This is a genomic window from Pseudomonas sp. HMWF032, assembly GCF_003060885.1.
GTDB lineage: Bacteria > Pseudomonadota > Gammaproteobacteria > Pseudomonadales > Pseudomonadaceae > Aquipseudomonas.
The window spans coordinates 110,989-128,941 of sequence record NZ_QAIG01000013.1; the positions used below are offsets into that span (position 1 = coordinate 110,989).

Genomic DNA, 17,953 nt, shown 5'->3' on the forward strand with positions numbered 1-17,953 from the left:
AGTATCACCCGACGCGACTTTCCCTGTCGATGCGGCTGCAACCAAGACGCGGTGCGGCTTTCAGGGCACCGCACAGACGCGACTCTGCCCCCCGCCTGAAAAATCGCCCCGACATGCTCTTCAGCCCTGACAGCCAACCACCGACCCAGCCGACTGGATTATTCGTCTTGCCCCGCCTGTATTTTATAGACTACAGTTAACCAATGAAGAAAATCGAATCCAGCAAGTTCCGAACCTGGCTGAAGAAGCTCAAGGACGATACCGGCAGGGCCCGTATCGTGGCGCGGATCAACCGGCTGATGGAGGGTTTGCCTGGCGATGTCGCTCCGGTCGGCCACGGCGTCAGCGAGCTACGGATTCACTACGGCCCCGGCTACAGGGTGTATTTTCACCAGCAAGGCGACACCCTGGTGATTCTGCTCTGCGGTGGCGACAAGGGCAGCCAGAGCCGTGATATCGAGGCCGCCCACCAGATTCTGCAGGCGTGGAGAGCGCAACATGACTGAGACCTTTACCGATTTCGACCCCGCCGAGTACCTCACCAGTCCCGAGGCCATTGCGGAGTTTATGAGCGATGCCCTGGAAACCGGCGATGCCGGCTATATCGCCAAGGCCATGGGGGTGGTGGCACGTGCCAGAGGCATGACCGAGCTGGCCAGGGAAACCGGCCTGTCCCGCGAGCAGCTGTACCGCTCCTTCAGCGAGCATGGCAATCCCACGCTGAAAACCATGCTCGCGGTCATGAAGGCGCTGGGCGTCGATATGGCTGCTCGCCCGCATACCGCACACTGAATGCGTAGCCCCTAGCGGTGCGGTGGCTTGCCGCCGTGCCGCCAGGGGCCAACAAGCGTAGCGCGTTAGCCTTCCTCGTCGGCCTCGACGTCCAGTGTCGCCAGCAGCAGCTCGACCGGGTCTTCCTCGGGTATTTCTGCACCGCCTTCGACCCGGTTCTGCCGCTGCAAACGTGCCGGATGGGTCGCGGTATGAATTTCCTTCAACGCCCGAATACTGACCTGGGTGTAAATCTGCGTGGTGTTCAGGCTGACATGCCCGAGCATGGCCTGGATGAAACGAATATCGGCGCCGTTCTCCAGCATCAACGTGGCCATGGTGTGGCGGAACAAATGGCAACTGCCACGCTTGCCGATGTTGGCTTTTTCGATGTGCTCGCGCACCAGTTGCGTCAGGCGGTTGGGGCTGAAGGCTTCGCCCTGCTGGGTCAAAAACAAGGTGCCATCGTCTAGGCCCAGAACAAAATGAGGCCGGACATCGTCGCGGTATTTGGTGATCCACGCCAAGGCCCGTTCGCCGATGGGAATCATGCGATCTTTTTTGCCCTTGCCCTGACGAATCATCACCGTGCCGCGCTCGTAGTCGATGGCGCTCCAGCTCAGGCCGATCAATTCCATGCGGCGCATGCCGGTGCTGTAGAGAGTTTCCAGCAGGGCGCGGTCGCGGATACCGGTGGGTGTCTGAGTGTCCGGCACGTTGAGGATGCGTTCGGCCTCGTCGCTGCTGAGGATGTGTTTCGGCAAGCGCTGCTCCATCCTCGGTAGATCGAGGTCAGAAGCAGGGTTGTACAAGATGCGATTGGTTTTGGTCAGCCACTTGAACCACACCCGAATCGGCGTGATGCGCACCGTCTGACTGCGGGCCGACAGCGCTTCGCCATCGGCCTTGCGGTAGAGGAATAGGTGACGCTGGTAGCGCTCCAGAATCGGCCGGGTGATCTCCTGCGGGCGGCTCAGGCCACGTTCGTCACACCAGCGGATAAAGGCAATCAGCAGGCTTTCGCGGTTGCCCACGGTGCGCTCGGAGTAGCCGCGCTCGCGCTGGTGTTGCAGGAAGGCTTTCATCTGGAAATACAGGCTGCCAGGATCGCCCAGCGGGCCGATCACCTGGTCAGCGATTTTCTGTTTCTGGCGGGAACCATTCTTCGGCATGGCTGGACTTACCCGGCGCTGGACAACGCCGCACTGGCGCTGTGAGTGTGTCGGATAGATGCCTGGCCGTTCAGTCCGACCGGATCAGCGTCAGGCTCACGCTGGGCCTGGCTTGGCGCGGTGTTTTCAGTCCCCGGCCGGGTGCCGGCCAGCACCCGACCAAGGGCCGACCGTTCTTCTGGAAACCCCGACCGAGCGGCTTTGTTGGTGAGCAGGTCGGCATCAAGCAAGCCCATCAGGTGCGCCTGATCGCGGCCATCGCCGTCGTAATTGAGGCTGTACTCGTGGGCCAAGCCACGCCGGTAGAGTTGCAGGTATTCCAGTTCGCTCAGGCGGCCGAGGTGGATTTTCAGCTGGGTGTCGCCCCAGCCGGTGGCGGCACGCACCTCCTTGCGGCTGAAGCGCAGCTCATGGGCCTTGAGGCCCTGGGCCTGGCTGTGGCTCTTGACCCAGCTTTGCAGCAGGCCGAGCAGACGACGAGTTTGCGGCGGCAACTCGTCCAGGGTGCGACCAAGGATGTCGTGGGCCAAGCGGTTAGCCAGGGCGATGTCTGCGGTCGTAACTTCCAAATACGCCAAGCGCTGGCCACGGTGCTCGATGTGCTTGATAGGCCGCTGATACTGATGCAGCAAGGCGATGGCGCGGATCAGCGTCAGGTACTTCATGTGGTCGCGCCGGGTGCGGGTCTTGTCCGAAAGGAAGGTCAGCTGGTCGGCGAACGGATTGACCACCGCCAGCGGTTTGAGCAGACGCTGGGCGTTCTGGTGCAGGCGGGTGATGGCCTGTTTCTCGGCGTCGGCCAGCAGGCCGTCGAGGGTTTGTTTCTTACGCTGGGCGGCGTGGATTGCCTCGGTCTGCTCGCGGCTCTCGTTGATGGTCAGCACCAAGCAACGGTTGAGCAGTTCTTCGTCGATGTCGATCGCCGTGGTGGTGAGCATCAGCATCACCGGGCCTTGCACACGGTATTGCTTGGTCACCAGGTTGCCGGTGGCTTCGTCCTTGCCGGTACTGGCAATGGTCAGCTCGCCGTCCGATTGCAGCAGTTTCAGGGCATAAGCGGCCTGGCGTACGCCCTCTTCCTCGGCGATGGCCAGGATGCGGTGCTGCAAGTCGGTTTCACCGAGATAAAAAAGACTCTGCCCGGTCATGGCGCTGTACTGGATGCGCTCTTCCTCGGGCATCAGGTTGAGCACGGCATCCATCAGCGAGCTTTTGCCCGCCGCGCTGCTCGACTGGATCAGTACCGCCAGCGGCTGGTCAAGTTTGCGCGACACAGCAGCCAGGTAGCCGGCCTGCAGGTTGCTGGACTCGCCCACCACGCCGCAGCGTGCCAGGTCGGCCTCGATGCGCTCGATCAGGTTGGGCGCACGCAGCAAGTCTAGGGCGGTTTTCTCGTCCTCGGCGCTGAGCGTCGGGGTGGGATTTTTCGGGGCCAACGCGGCCTGAATCGCCGCCTCCTGCAAGCCCTCCAGCTTGAGCAGCAGTTGGCCCAGGTCGCGCTTGAGCAGTTCTTCGGCCACGCCCAGCTCACTGCTGGCCTGTTTCAAATAGCTGTAACGGGCCTTGGCCGCATACAGATCGAAGCTGTCCACGTAATACGCCGCCTCGGCTCGCTCGCTGGCCTCGCGGCGCACCTGCACGTTGACCCGCATTTGCTCCGGGCCGAGGTTTTTCTTCCAGCCGCGCACCCGCCAGAGGCGGTCGGCCACCGTGAGCAAAAGATCGCCCTGGGCGTTTTCCGAAAACTGCTCGGCCGGTGGATTTGATTCGCAAGCGGGTACGCCTGGCACCGGGGCCAGGGGCGTTTCCGATTCGGAAACTTCAGGCACGCAAACAGCGGCTGCCTGCGGCGCGGCGGCTAAAGGAAAGGACGTGTCAACAGCAGGGGACATTTTCGCGTCCGCGAAAATGAGTTCATCCGCAGAGTCGGCGGCGATTTTCGCGGGCGCGAAAATAACCTCGTCACTCGCCACGCCCTTGCCCTGCCACACCGCCCGCTGCAATAACTCGCCCAGCGCCTGCGCCGGACTCTCCACCTGCAGGGCAAAACCGTTGGCGTCCAGGCCCTGCGGGAACAGCAGGCGAAACACTTCGATGCCCGCGCCGCGCAGTTCCTCGCCCAGCTTTGCCGCTGCCGCATCACCCGCCTCGTCGCGGTCGAAGGCGATAATCACCCGCTGGGTGCCGTGGTGTTTCAATGCCTGCCAATGATCTTGGCTAAAGCCGTTCACCCCATAGGCCGCAATCACGTTGCGATAGCCCGCGCACCAGAAGGTCATGGCGTCGATCAGCGATTCGCACAGGATCACCTCGCCACCCGCCAGCAGCGCCGCCTCGTTCCACACCCCCCGCAACGGCGCGGCCAGGTACATATGCCGCGACTGGTTGGCCGGGATTTTATGGTTGGGCTGTAAACGCCGGCCGTACAACTGCACCACACGGTTGCCCTGCTCCGGGCTGGCCCCGCCTTCCAGGCCGATCACCGGCACCACCAGGCAGCCATTGAGGTGTTCGTGGCCGGTCGGGCGCAGCACGCCGACGGCCTGTAACTGCTGACGCACCTGTTTACCGGCCAGGGTATGCACCGCCGGCAGGCGGTAAGTCAGGGTCTTGTTGGCATAGCCCAGCTGGAAGTGCTCGATCAACTCCGGATGATTCAGGCCCCGGGCTTCCAGGTAGGCCAGCGCCTCGGGCGATTGCTTGAGGTTGCCGTGATAGAACTCGGCCACCGACTGCAGCAGCGCGGCGGCTTCCAGCTCGGAAGAGCCAGCGGCTAAAGGAGGAAGGTGGCGGGCATGGCTGCGCGTGACACCGACCTTCTCGCTGCTGTCCAGCGGCGCATCGTTGCGCAGCAACTGCACCGCGTGCGGCAAGCTCACGCCCTGAGTTTTCATCACCCAGTCGATCACCGAACCCGCCGCGCCGCAGCCAAAGCAGTGATACAGGTTCTTCTCTGGCGAGATCGACAGGCTGGCCGTGCTCTCCTCGTGGAACACGCAGCGCATGACGAAATCCTTGCCGCGCTTCTCCAACGCATGACCCTGCGACTGAACCAGACGAACCAGCGACACCTCGCGCTTGAGGCGAGCCAGTTCGGCTTCGGGGATGCGGGCCATTCGGGCTTCTCCTGAAAATACGTCAACAATCACATTGGATATATTTAATTAATCCTACTATGCTACCTTGCGTCAAGCAGCAAAAACACGAGGCATAGACTCATGGTCCACCTATCAACGCTGGTTCTCCCCATGAGTTTTCCTCAACGCTTGGCCGCCCTGCGCAAGGAGCGCGGCCTGACGCAGCAGCAAATGGCCGACACCATCGGCGTGCATATTTCGCAACTACGGCGCTATGAAGCAGGCACGACCCAGCCCACCATCGAGGTGTTCCGGCGGATCGTTCTGGCACTTAGTGTCAGCGCCGATATGCTGCTGTTCGATGAAGGAGAGCGCGGCCCGGATGATCGCCTCAAACTCCAATTCGAAGCCGTCTCCAAGCTCGATGACAAGGAGCGCGAGGCCGTGGAAACAGTCATCGCCAGCGTGCTGCACATGCACGATGCCAAGCGCTGGACTCAGGTTGCAGCTAAAAGGGAAACACCACAGAGCAGCGGCTAAAGAAAAGCGCCCATCACAAGCGGGCAGCTAAGAAAAAGCTATGTACTACGCCTGTACTACGACTTGCTCAGTAAATCCGCAGCCTGCAGGGCAGCCTGTAGTCTTATGCGACTACAGACGGGTTCCGAGTAAACCGCTGCAACCCAGTAAATCCGGGGCTTTGGCAGCACCGGTAAGGTGCGTATGGTGTATAGCCCGATCAACAGCAGTTAAGGACGATACAAAGCCTTGAATACACACCAGATTTAAGGGCCAAAGCGGACAGAGGGTCGGTTATCGACAATCGGCTTGCCCGATTGAGGCGGTGGCTTTATCACTGCAGACAAACTACAGACAATCTGCAGACTGTCTGCAGACAAATTACAGACACTCTGCAGACAGATTACAGACAGCCTCGGCAGTTATTGCTTGGTGCTGACCGCAGATAAAACAACACCGGCGCGAGGGCCGGTGTTGGGAGACATTTCAAATAAGATTGAGGACTCTCAGATCACTTGCAAACTCTTCAGCCTCTTCCTGCGGTAGTTCTTTTAATTGATCATTTAAGTTCATAGCCGACAAAATTCGAGCAATTTCCTCTTTGTGATATCCAGCCTGACCAGAATACCAGCCTCCAGCCAACACAAAACTAGCAACCTCTAACATCAAATTTTCAATGGGGAGGTCATAACTACCTTCAAACTCTCCATAAGCCCATGCGCAGACCTGCTCAGGAAGCCAGCCCGCAAAACCATAATCCCTGCACCCTCTCCAATAGTAAGAGAGCAGCAGCTCCTTTATTACTGAGTAACTAGCTCTTTCCATAAATTCAAGGACTCACAGGCCGGGGACGCAGTAGAACCCCGTTGTTATCAAGGACATTCACCTGAATGCCTGGATATTTAGCTTTGAATTGCTCAACAACGCCCAAGCAACTAGCACAAGCAGCACGCTCGGTAAAAATAGTTATGGTGCCAGCTGCCTTTGTATTGCTTCCAAGCTGCTGAGCAAGGCTGCCCAAAATCTTAGCCTCAGAATCGCCAGCCCTGGGCACTAGCTGCCCACTTTTATTCGGTACAGAAAACGTCTCGAACACACCACCACTATCGCCAACAATACCCTTAGCTTGCTGAGCGGGCGTTGGTGTTTTAATACCACTATGAGCAGCAACCGTAGATGGCAAGCCTTCTACTTTGACCTCAGCAACAGCCATATTTCCACCGCGCTTCAAATCAGATGGCAATGCAGCCCGGATATCCGTAATCCGCTGAGCCATCGGGGCCGTATCAATTACTCCGGCTGTCCCTTTTGGACCAACTCAACTTTTCCCTTTGATGTGATTTCGCCACGGCACAAGCAAACCGTCCAGCAGAACTCGATCAATAACACCATCATCAATAGCGCCAACAAAAGTAGTATCTAACTGAAATTCAAATGAAAGATTTTCTTTTTCAGATAATTTTTTTACGGCACCTACCAGCGCCTCTACGTCATCTAGGTTTTTTGAGTCCATCTCAATAGGGAGTACATTTGGCTGCAAAGCCGAATAAATCTCCAACATCCCACCTACTACTTCCGCGCCAGTTTCGTCGATCTCGTCAATAAAGCTTGGCGGAGTAACGCTCCATATTCTTGACGCAGCAACCTCATTCACAAGCTGCTGTACATTAGATCTAATAGACTGGTCCAAATCCTGGGCCACATAAAAAATGAACTTTTGCTTCGCACGCTCTAGCGGTATGGAATCCATTACTCAGCTCCTTTTTTCGGAGGGTATGCCGGGAGAGCTGACCCTGGACCGCCCGGATTGTATCTAAATCCGCCCGGCATATGCGCATCCAAATGCCGCGTATCAGGCAGTGGCACAGTAAGTGGCGAACCCTGGACATGGTGCATAGGAATTCTCTCGCCCTTTAGCCCTGCATCCTCAGGAAAAACCTTAACCCATGCATCGTCGACTTTCGGAGTCTTCCCTTTAGCAATCGCAGCCCGATTTTCAGTACTTAATATTTGACTATATCCAAGGTCATCCCAGTTATCACGCAGTGCCCTCCAGTCTGCGGCATTTGTACGAACAACACCTGTCCGAGTCGTACCAGAAGTAACAACAGGCGCGGGAGGCACGACTTCGCCTATCGCTTTTGGACCACCATCTGCTACTGATGATGCCTTTGATGCAGTCCCTGCATTAATCACCCCCCCCGCCTTAGCCGCCGCTCCCAAACCCAGCGCTAACTCGGCATACATGGCTGCCTCTGGGCTGAGACCCAGGCTTTGCAAGGCTTCGTTCAGATAGGTGCTTTCAGGATTGCCACTGAGCGCTTGCTTAGTTCCCGCTAGGGCCGCATCCACACTCAGCGTGCCCACAGCGGCACTCGCCACACAACCCAACCCGGTTGCACAGCTCGCCGGTGCTGTTATCACCGTACCGGCTACGCCCACTCCGCCCAGTACCGCCTGACCAGCACCAACAGTTCGAGTGGTTACCTGGTGGGTATTGTTGAATTGCTTAGCTGCATCAATATTTTTATCACTCAGCACCCCTTGGGTACTGTAGTTGAACAATCCTTGCTGGGCTTGCAATTGCTGGCGTTCGACTGTCATAGCATCGCTGCTGCCCAAATCCGCCATAGCTTTTAGGCTGTTGTATGCAGCACTGTCTTTAGGGTATTCGGCATAGCACTTGACTAGCGCACAAGCAGCCGCAGTAAGTCGCGCCTCTTTCTGCGAGTCTCCCTGTGCCAGCTCTTTAATTCGTAGCTTTTCATCCGCATGCAACTGCCTGTTATACGCCGTCGCATTCTTCGCCAACTCCGCCGCTTTGGCCGGATCACCACCAGTCGCCGTAGCAGCCGCCACACCGATGATTTGCGAAACCACCAGCTCCAGGCCTTTGTCGCCCTTGATCACGCCTGACAGGCGTTCAATCAACAGCTCGTTGGCACCGCCCGCCAGTGCGCCGGTCTTGAAGTCTCCGCCTGTCGCTTCACTGAGCAAACCACCGACCACGGCATGCAGGGCAATCTTTTCCGGACTGCCGTCAGCCCACTTGGCGTCTCTTGCAAAGTCGCCCACACCATTGAATACCCCAGCCTGTAACAGGTGCTGTACCTGACTGGTCAACGCTGTTTGCAGATTGCCACCCAGGCTGCCGCCTTGAACGGCGGTCTGGGTCACCGCATGAACCGCGCCCTGCGCACCAAGGTAGGTACCAAATTTGGCCAGTTCACTGGGTTTGCTCAGATCGAAGCCCTTGGTGACCTTGTTGACGTTGTCGCCGGTTACGCCAAAGGCACTGTCCAGCACGCCAGCGGTAACGCCTGCGGTTATGGCCGAAGTGGCATAGCCTTTGAGGTTATCGCTGGAGGTAACGTCCTTAACCACCGCCCCAAGGTTACCCCGGTTGTTAATGGTGCTGATGGCCGCATTGCTAGCCGCAGAAGTGGCAACGGCGGTCAATGCGACGTTAGCCCAGCCGGCGCTGGCGGTACCTACGGCAGTACCCGCGCTGACCATAGCCGAAGAACCTGCGGCAGCCATGGCCGAGCCACTACCTGCCCCTGCACCCGCCATAGAGCCTATTGCGCCACTTGCCGCCCCCGCCGTCAGGTACGTCACGATGATCGCAATAACGATCATCGCCGGCCCACCCAACCCCGAATGACTGTACTTGAAGGAGTCATGCACCTCCTTCACCTGCCGCCAGTCCACGTCGCCGCGCTGCTCAGCTTCCTTCAGCCAGGCGAGCTCGGGATCAGCGGCAACCATCGCGTTAATCGTCTGGCTTACGCTCTGTTGGTTGACCTGTTTGATGTCGATCTTCAGGCCTTCGACGGCCTTGATGACGATCTCGCCTTGGGCAATCAGTTGGCTTTGTTGCAGGGTCTCATCGGTATTACCTTTGCCCTTGGCAGACGTCCATGCCCAGCTATTGCTGCTCTTCTCATGACTCTCCTGATCCAGATCCTTCACCGCCTCAAAGGTGATGCTGCCACCACTGTCCAGCGTCAGGTCAGCCCCACTTTCAAGACGAGCTTTCTGGTACAGCTGGTCACCCTCACTGACCAGAGTCAAATCACCACCCGTAGTAATGCTGGTGCCGATATTGCGCACCGTGGTGACTTCGTCGCGCTGAGTCTTCTTGCTACCCCAGCTGCCTTTCTTCTTCATGTCGTACAGTGAGTAATCACTGTTTTGCGCGGCTATAAGGGCAAGCTGTTTGCCGGCATAGAGATAGGCTTCATCACCGGCTTTGAGCTTGCTCGCGCTAAGCAGCAGGTTCTCTCCCGCAATTACACTGAGGTCGCCACCGGCTTCAATTTCCGACGCCTGCTGGCGCACGGTGCTGTCTTCTTTATTGATCGTCTTGCCGTTGCCTTTGTAGCGGTACTCGCTGCTGGACTCGTTGGCGGCAGAGGCAATGGTCGCGTCGCCACCCGCCAACACGTCGATATCCCCACCGGCCTTAACCTTGCTGGCGATCACCGTCAGGTCTTGTCCAGCCTCGGCTGTCAGATCGCCGCCAATATTCACCTCGCTGCCATGTTGGGTGATGGTCTGGCTGGAGGTGCGGGCTTTCTTGTATTGCGCCTGAGTAGTGTCCACTTCAGTGGCGGCGGTAATCAGCAGGTCACGACCGGCCCGAAGTTGAGCATCGCCGCCAGCCTGGAGCACGCCACCGATATTGCGCAGGTCGCGACCGGCGGAGAGGGTCAGGTTATTGCCGGCTTCGATACGGGCAGCGTTGTCCGCCACGCTCTGGCTCCAACTGAAACCACCGTCACGGCCCGCACTGGTGCCAATGCTGCGTTCGTTGCGGATGTCGCCCTGTTCGGTAACCAGGGTGACGTTCTTGCCATTGATGATGCCGCCCTGTGCATTGCGGATGCTGTCGGTGGCCAGCAGGGAAAGACGTTCGCCCGCTTGCATCAGACCGCTGTTGCTGATGTTGTTAGCCGTCGCGCTGAGGTTCTTACTGGCGCGCAGAGTGCCGCTGTTGTTCAGGTTGCCGCCGCTGATCAAGGCGACATCTTGCCCTTGAATCAGGGCGCCCGTGGGAGCCAGACGGTCATTGGCCTGAGCCAGATAGAGCACTGGTACCAGAACTTTCTGGCCATTCACGACCTGCTCTTGCATCCAGACGATGTCATGGGTCAGGGCCGCCACCTGTTCGGCCGTCAGGGCGATACCGGGGGCCAGGTTCAGCGCTTGTTTGCTGGCGATGGCGTTGTCCATCAGGTACTTGAACTGCGCTTCGTTCGAGTTCAAACCCGCGAGGAAGCGCTTGCCGGTACGCGCGACGATGGCTTGCTGGATCAGGCGCTGCTCATACAAACCATCGCCCAGGCGGCGTTGGGTTTGATCCGGGTTGTAACCAACGGCGTTGAGCAGGTAGCCCGAGTTGAGAAAGCTACTCAGGCTGGCAAAGGCCGGGTTGGTTTCAATGAGATAGGGATGCTCAGGATTCTGGCTGAGGCTGAACAGGCCATTGTTCCCCTGCGGCAGGCTAAATCCAGGCAAAGCCAGAGGGTCGACGGTTTGCTGGGCCAGCTCCGGCGGTAACTGTTGATTCAGCGTGGGGGGCGGGGTAGTCCCGAGCTGGGTGTCTGCAACACGACTCACGCCTGGCTGGGTGGCTTCACCCGCACGGACAAGCGCATTCTCGATAGTCTGCAGGCCAACAATATTGACATTACCACCGGCCTGAACAACCGCAGGCGCCACGACGCCGCCACTCGTTGCCGTCACACTGCCGCCGGTTTGCGCCCCTAAGGCGATCCCGGAAAATGACAGGTAACCGGGGTTGTAAGAAGCCGAGGTGGGGTCGTTATAGGCGTTGTAGGCCCCCATGTTGTTGATGAAGGTCCAGTAGGCGCTGTCACTCTTGGTGTAGACGTGATAGCTGGCATAGCGCAGCTCACCGCCACCGACCCCGGTATTGGAGAAGCGCTCGGTATTGATGACGATATCGTTGCCGGCTGACACGCTGCTGTAGCGGTTGTCGAAGGTGCCACCCGTAAACCGCAGAGCGCCACCGGCCGTCAGGCTGGCGCTGGCCGAGTCCTCGGTAATATGCGGACCGAAGGTCTCGTTTACATAATAAGAGGCTTCACAGTGTTTGCCTTTGCAGTTGTCGGTGGAAGTCAGGGTAATTTGCCCTGAAACCAATCGCTGCTGGAAAACCAGTTTGTCTTTACGGTTGACCAGGCTGTCTACCGCCAAACGCATGTCAGCGGCGCTTTCAATCGTGCCGGAGATGTTCTCCAGCAGTTCGGCGCGGCGGTGCTGGTCGTCCAGGGCGAAGTCCAGCGAGCCAAGGCTGTAGATGTCGCCAAAGCGGTTGGTCAACGCCTTGCTACGCAGTTGCATGTCCGCGCCGCTGAATAGCAAGCCGTTCTCGTTCGCCAAGGCCTGGGTATCGACACGTACTGCCCCAGCGGAGCCTAGTGTGCCAAGGTTATGCACCTTACTTGCCGCAAGTGTCAGGCCCTGGGTGGCCGTGATGATGCCACGGCTGCGCAACTCGCCAGAAAGTTGCAGGTGTGCCTGGCCACGGGTACGCAACTGCGCGCCATTTCCCAGCTCCAAACTATCAGTCGTAATGAATAGATCCTGCTCGCTGAGCAGGCTGCCATTCCCACGGTAGCTTCCCGTCAGCTCCAGGCGTGCAGCCTGAGTATTAACCTCACCCTCGTTACGCCAATCAGCACCCTTGGCCTCCAGCGAGCCGAGTGCCAACAAGCGACCAGCACTGCTCTGCTCGAAGCGGGCAGCATGCAGTCGTAAGGCGGAATTGCCGATTTCGACTTTGCCCGTGTGGTTATCGAACAGAGTGCCGATAGCAAAAACGCTTGAGCCACTATTGCCCAATGCACGCAGCCCACCATTGCTATTGCTCAGGCTGTCGGCACTGACAACGAGGGTGCTACCGGCCTCAACCAGGCCATTTGTGTTATCCAGTGCCCCGGTCAATTCGACCGTGATCGCGCCGTTGGCAGAGACGGTGCCGTTTTGGTTAGCCAAGTTGGCCGCCGTGACGGTGATCGCCTGCTTAGCCAGAACTTCACCGCTCTGGTTGTTCAGCTGGTGACCGCTCAGCTCGAGGTTTTTCTGCGCAACGATCCGCCCGGCGCTGTTTTCCAGCGTTTGCGCCTTGAGCGTTGCATCACCGGCGCTGAGCAGCTTGCCGGCGCGGTTATCCAAAGTTTGCACATCGGCATTCAAGCTGCCGTGGGAGGTAATGGTGCCGGGGTTCTTCACCGTGTTGGTTTGCAGGCTCAGGGTGGCCGTGTTGTTCAGGCTGCCATCGGCACGCACCCCCGCCTCGACCACGCCCTGGTTGAGCAGCTCGCCACCTTTAACGGAGAGTTGCTGGGAAGCTGCCAGGCTTTCCTTGACCCGCGTCTGCGCACTGGCGTCGACCACGGCATTGCGCCCGGCGAAGGTGTCGGCATTTAGTTCGATATTCTCGGCCTTGAGCTGCAGGTCGCGGCTGGCGGCGGTGCGCGCCATGCTCAGTTGGCCATTGGCATCAATCTGAATATCCCCGGCACTGGCGGCCATATCACCGGCCAGTTTTACGCCCACACCGGCTTCGGTACCGACCAGGCGAATCGCCCCGGCGTACATGCCTCCCAGCGCTGAGCTGTCGATGGCCAGTTGCGGTTTGGCGCTGCCATCTTCGGCTTTGGCGGTGGCCGTGAGGTTGGCGGCGTCAACGTCGTTACGCCCGGTAATCACATTCAGCTGGTTGGCATGCAGCTCGGCGTTGATCTGCGCACTGCGGGTGATCAGGTCGAACTGACTGACATTGCGCGCATTGAGGCCGTCGCCTTCGATGCGGATCTGCCCGCCCTCGACATCAAAACGGTCGAGCTTGCCGTTCTCAACAATCGGCTTGCCGGTGCTGAGGGTGACGCGCGGGGTATTGATAAAGCCGCAGCCGTCGCAACTGATGCCGTGCGGGTTGGCAACGATGACCGCAGCGGACTTGCCGGCCACTTCGGTGTAGCCCTTGAGCTGACTGGGGCTGCCGCCGTTGACCTCATTGAGGATGACATTCGCCGCGCCACCCGTGAGATTTGGGCCGCCCAGGTTTGGGTTGCCCATCACGTAGCCGCCCAGCTGGGTTTGTACCAGCGCCTGAGCACTGTTGTTGAGGATCAGCCCCTGCTGACTGACGTTGAAGTCAGTGAATTTGTTGTGCGAAAGGCCGCTGCCATTGGGCGTGGCGATATTGACCATGGGCACGCCATTGGCGGCCTGGGTCACCGCAGCATTGCTGCCGGCCTGGGCATCCAGTGCCAGTTCAGCTGCCGTGGTCACGATCGGATTGAGGAACAGAACCCCGATCAAGACACAGGCAATGTTCTGGAAAAAAGGCGTGCGAACGTCCATGTAATAACTCCAACCCGTAGGGCGATAAATCAGCAATCAGGAAAATCAGAAGAACAGGTCGACCCGGAAGTACACCGGATGCTCTTGACGCTCGATGGCGTCCGGGCGCTCCAGTGAACGGGCGAAGGTCACCGAGGCGGCCAGGTGCTGGCCACGGGCACTCAGCTCGATGGCATTGCCGGAGAGGCGACCGTGCTGGTCCGGGTTGTAACGCCCGCCGCTGATCACGCCCATGTCGTAGGCGAAAGCCACGCCGTACTCACTGACAAAGGGCTGCAGCGGTTGCCAACTGACTGCCTTGCGCCAGCGCACTTGGTTGCGCCAATAGGCGCCGCTGTCGCCGGACAGCGATTGCTCCTTGAAACCGCGCACCGAGCTGAGACCGCCAACGCTGATGCGTTGCGGGCTGAACAGCACGTCTTCACTGCGCTGGCCGTTGGCCAGGCTGTCGAAGCTGAACGACTCGCCCCACAGCTGGAACGGCTGCAGGTAACTCAAGGTCAGGCTGTATTTGTTGTACCGCGCCACCGGCTGGCCGCCTTGCGGGCTGCCACTGCGCTGCGCATCGAATGCGCCGGTACCGTGTTGCCAGCCGAGGTCGGCGTTGATGAAGGCACTGCCGATACGGCGACCATGGTTAAAGCCCAACTGCGCTTCCGACAGACGCTGACTGGACACGTCGATCAGGTTGCCGAGGATAAAGTTGTTGCTGCGCAGGTGGCTGACGCCCAGGCTGGCGGCGGTTTTGCTCAGGCTGTCGCGGTGCAGCACACGTTCGCCGCGCAAGGCGTGGGTTTTGCTCTCGCCATCGGTGTCGAAGGCAAAGCCGTTGGACTCATTCAGGGTGCGGTAGTAGCTCTGGCTGTAGCTGTAATTGAAGGTCCACCAGCCGTACGGCAGGCTGTAGTTGAGGCTCTGGTTGTGCGAATGGCGGTAACTGTCGCTGACTGCATCGCGGCCGGCACGCAGGCTCAACTGATCGGCCAGGCCCAGTGGGCTGTCCCAATCCAGGCCCAGGCCCCACTGCTGCTCACCGGTACTCAACTGGCCATCGTTATGCCGCGCCAGGCTAACTCGCCATGGCTTGCTGCGTTGGCCTTGAAGTTGAACGCGGCTGCCACCGACCTGCTCACCGGGTACCAGCTCCAATTGCGCCTGACGCGACGGCAAACGATTTAGCTGCTCGACCAGTTGCTCCAGCTCGCGCAGGTTCAGCGTACGCTCGGTCGTACCGGGAAAGCTCATGGCCAACTCTCGATCCGAGGCCAGCTCCGAACTATTCAACCCCTCAAGCTGGCCCTCGACCACGGTGACCTGCAGCGTGCCGCTGGCCAGGTCCTGCTGCGGCAGGTAGGCGCGCGTGGTGACATAACCACGACCGAGATAGTGATTGGTGATGTCCTTAAGCAGCTGATTGAGCTGACCAACGCCCAGGCATTGCCCGCTATAGGGCTTGAGAATACTGGCTTGATCCGCCGCACTCAGCAGGGTAGCGCCGACCAGATTGATCTGTTCAATGGCAAAACAGCGCTCATCGTCTGTTGCTGGTTGCGCGGGGAGCTGATCAACCTTCCCTGGCAACTGACGCAACTCATCCAGACGCCGCTGCTGCTCTTGCAGCAGACGCTCCTGACGTTCGCGGATAAGGTCCCGATCACCTGGCGTTTGCGCCAGCGATACCGCGGGAATAAGGGAACACATCAGCCAGACGGCCAAAAAATGGCCGGGAACCATTTTTAACGTCGCGCAGCGACGGCACGCAGGGTGGCCGCCAAGAATGGCAGGCCATAAAGGGTTACTACGAAGGGACATGCCTTCAATCCTTTGAATAGCGGATTAACAGAGAAAAATGCGGCGCGCATTAAAACACATGGCGACTTGCCATCACCCAGAAAACGCGTGACCTAACTCACAGAACCGGCCGTTCATCCTGAACTACTGACCACCGGTTACTGTCGCGCAACGTACAGAAAACACCCCAAGCCGACAATGCTGCTGCCAGGCAACCCCGCATAAAAAAGCCCCCGCAGGCTCGTGCCGGCGGGGGCTTTTCAGATAGCTAGAACTGTTATCAGTTCTTGGCTTTTTTGGCAGCGCGGGTGCGCTCGCCTTCGTCGAGGATCTTCTTACGCAGACGGATCGACTTCGGCGTCACTTCACACAGCTCGTCGTCTTGGATGAACTCCAGCGCTTGCTCCAGGGTGAAGCGAACCGGCGGTACCAGGGCGATGGTTTCGTCTTTGCCCGAGGCGCGCATGTTGTCGAGCTTCTTGCCCTTGGTGGGGTTCACGCCCAGGTCGTTGTCGCGGCTGTTCAGGCCGACGATTTGACCGTTGTAGATTTCCTGGCCGTGCTCAACGAACAGTTTGCCGCGCGCTTGCAGGGTTTCCAGGGAGTAGGTCAGGGCTTTGCCGGTTTCAACCGAAACCAGTACGCCATTCTGACGACCGGACATGGTGCCGGACTTCATGGCGTCGTAGCGGTCGAAGATCGAGGTCAGGATGCCTGCACCGTTGGTCAGGGTCAGGAACTGGTTACGGAAACCAATCAGACCGCGCGCCGGGATGTTGTACTCAAGACGCACACGGCCTTTGCCATCCGGCACCATGTTGCTCAGGTCGCCTTTACGCAGACCCATTTCTTCCATGACCTTGCCCTGAGCTTCTTCGGGGATGTCGATGGTGACGTTTTCGAACGGCTCTTGCTTGACGCCGCCCACTTCACGAATGATCACTTCCGGACGGCCAACGCCCATTTCGAAGCCTTCGCGACGCATGGTTTCGATCAGTACCGAGAGGTGCAGTTCACCCCGGCCGGAAACCTTGAACTTGTCGGCGCTGTCGCCTTCTTCCACACGCAGGGCCACGTTGTACAGCAGCTCTTTGTCCAGACGCTCTTTGATGTTGCGGCTGGTGACGAACTTGCCTTCTTTACCGCAGAACGGCGAGTCGTTGACCTGGAAGGTCATGGAAACGGTCGGCTCATCAACGGTCAGCGGTTTCATGGCTTCAACGTTGTTGATGTCGCACAGGGTGTCGGAGATGAACAGCTGATCCATGCCGCTGACGCAGACGATGTCACCGGCAGTGGCCTCTTCAACGTCCACACGGTGCAGACCGTGGTGGCCCATCAGTTTGAGGATACGACCGTTGCGCTTTTTGCCTTCGGCGTCGATGGCGACCACCGGGGTGTTCGGCTTGACGCGGCCACGGGCGATACGGCCGACGCCGATAATGCCGAGGAAGCTGTTGTAGTCCAGTGCCGAGATTTGCATCTGGAACGGGCCGTCGACATCAACCTGCGGCGCAGGCACGTGGTCAACGATGGCTTGGTACAGCGGGGTCATGTCTTCGGCCATGGCGGTGTGGTCCAGACCGGCAATGCCGTTCAGGGCCGAGGCGTAGACGACCTGGAAGTCCAGTTGCTCTTCGGTGGCGCCGAGGTTGTCGAACAGGTCGAAAATCTGGTCCAGTACCCAGTCCGGACGCGCGCCCGGACGGTCAACCTTGTTGATCACCACAATCGGACGCAGGCCGGCTTCGAAAGCCTTCTTGGTCACGAAGCGGGTTTGCGGCATCGGGCCATCCTGGGCGTCAACCAGCAGCAGCACGGAGTCAACCATCGACATCACGCGCTCTACTTCGCCGCCGAAGTCGGCGTGGCCGGGGGTGTCGACGATGTTGATGCGGTACTCGCCCCAACGGATCGCGGTGTTTTTGGCCAGGATGGTAATGCCGCGCTCTTTTTCCTGGTCGTTGCTGTCCATCACGCGCTCGTCGTTGAGCTCGTTGCGCTCAAGGGTGCCGGACTGGCGCAGGAGTTTGTCTACCAGGGTGGTCTTACCATGGTCAACGTGGGCAATGATGGCGATGTTGCGTAGATTTTCGATCACGTGTGTATCTCGATCAGAGGATTCGGTTTGCCGCTTAGTCTAGGCGGCGAGTATTAAGAAACGCGGTATCAGCTGGCCCGTTGGTCGGGAGGGCGATGGCGAATACTGCCGCCATTCAACCCGGG

At 59.0% G+C, this 17,953-nt stretch carries 11 protein-coding genes; 3 read left to right on the forward strand and 8 right to left on the reverse strand.

Going from position 1 to position 17,953, the window contains the following annotated elements; translation table 11 throughout:
- Positions 1–203 precede the first annotated feature (203 nt).
- The gene (locus DBR00_RS18215) at positions 204–506 is read left to right on the forward strand and encodes a type II toxin-antitoxin system RelE/ParE family toxin (protein ID WP_074866086.1); all 303 of its coding nucleotides are present in this window, start codon (positions 204–206) and stop codon (positions 504–506) included.
- Positions 499–792: an addiction module antidote protein gene (locus DBR00_RS18220; RefSeq protein ID WP_074866091.1), complete on the forward strand. Its 294-nt coding sequence runs from the start codon at positions 499–501 to the stop codon at positions 790–792. The genes DBR00_RS18215 and DBR00_RS18220 overlap by 8 nt, the downstream gene beginning before the upstream one ends.
- Before the next feature lie 65 nt (positions 793–857).
- Here the strand turns inward: DBR00_RS18220 and xerC are convergent, their stop codons facing one another.
- Together xerC and DBR00_RS18230 are read right to left on the reverse strand one after the other, a co-directional pair.
- A complete protein-coding gene (gene xerC / locus DBR00_RS18225) occupies positions 858–1,943 on the reverse strand; it encodes a site-specific tyrosine recombinase XerC (protein WP_108490544.1) in 1,086 nt (361 codons plus the stop codon).
- 8 nt (positions 1,944–1,951) lie between these two features.
- Positions 1,952–5,059 carry a CHC2 zinc finger domain-containing protein gene (locus DBR00_RS18230; RefSeq protein WP_108490545.1) on the reverse strand — a complete coding sequence of 1,036 codons (3,108 nt, stop codon included), beginning with the start codon at positions 5,057–5,059 and terminating at the stop codon, positions 1,952–1,954.
- A 132-nt stretch (positions 5,060–5,191) separates the two neighbouring features.
- Here DBR00_RS18230 and DBR00_RS18235 point away from each other — a divergent pair, with 132 nt between their 5' ends.
- Complete coding sequence (locus DBR00_RS18235; RefSeq protein WP_108490546.1) at positions 5,192–5,560, forward strand: helix-turn-helix domain-containing protein; 369 nt, start codon at positions 5,192–5,194, stop codon at positions 5,558–5,560.
- A 465-nt stretch (positions 5,561–6,025) separates the two neighbouring features.
- Here DBR00_RS18235 and DBR00_RS18240 read toward each other — a convergent pair whose 3' ends face one another.
- From DBR00_RS18240 to typA, 6 genes are all read right to left on the reverse strand, one after another.
- On the reverse strand, positions 6,026–6,364 hold the full coding sequence (locus DBR00_RS18240) for a hypothetical protein (protein WP_108490547.1): 339 nt from the start codon (positions 6,362–6,364) through the stop codon (positions 6,026–6,028).
- 4 nt (positions 6,365–6,368) lie between these two features.
- On the reverse strand, positions 6,369–6,815 hold the full coding sequence (locus DBR00_RS18245; protein ID WP_108538096.1) for a deaminase domain-containing protein: 447 nt from the start codon (positions 6,813–6,815) through the stop codon (positions 6,369–6,371).
- Positions 6,816–6,857: 42 nt separating this feature from the next.
- Positions 6,858–7,289, reverse strand: a complete 432-nt coding sequence (locus DBR00_RS18250; protein WP_108489271.1) for a hypothetical protein — start codon at positions 7,287–7,289, stop codon at positions 6,858–6,860.
- Positions 7,289–13,936, reverse strand: a complete 6,648-nt coding sequence (locus DBR00_RS18255) for a DUF637 domain-containing protein (RefSeq protein WP_108489272.1) — start codon at positions 13,934–13,936, stop codon at positions 7,289–7,291. The genes DBR00_RS18250 and DBR00_RS18255 overlap by 1 nt, the downstream gene beginning before the upstream one ends.
- 45 nt (positions 13,937–13,981) lie before the next feature.
- Positions 13,982–15,637, reverse strand: a complete 1,656-nt coding sequence (locus DBR00_RS18260) for a ShlB/FhaC/HecB family hemolysin secretion/activation protein (RefSeq protein ID WP_256583098.1) — start codon at positions 15,635–15,637, stop codon at positions 13,982–13,984.
- Positions 15,638–16,007: 370 nt separating this feature from the next.
- Entirely contained in the window at positions 16,008–17,828 is a 1,821-nt protein-coding gene (typA, locus tag DBR00_RS18265; protein ID WP_108489274.1) for a translational GTPase TypA, read from the reverse strand.
- Positions 17,829–17,953 lie beyond the last annotated feature (125 nt).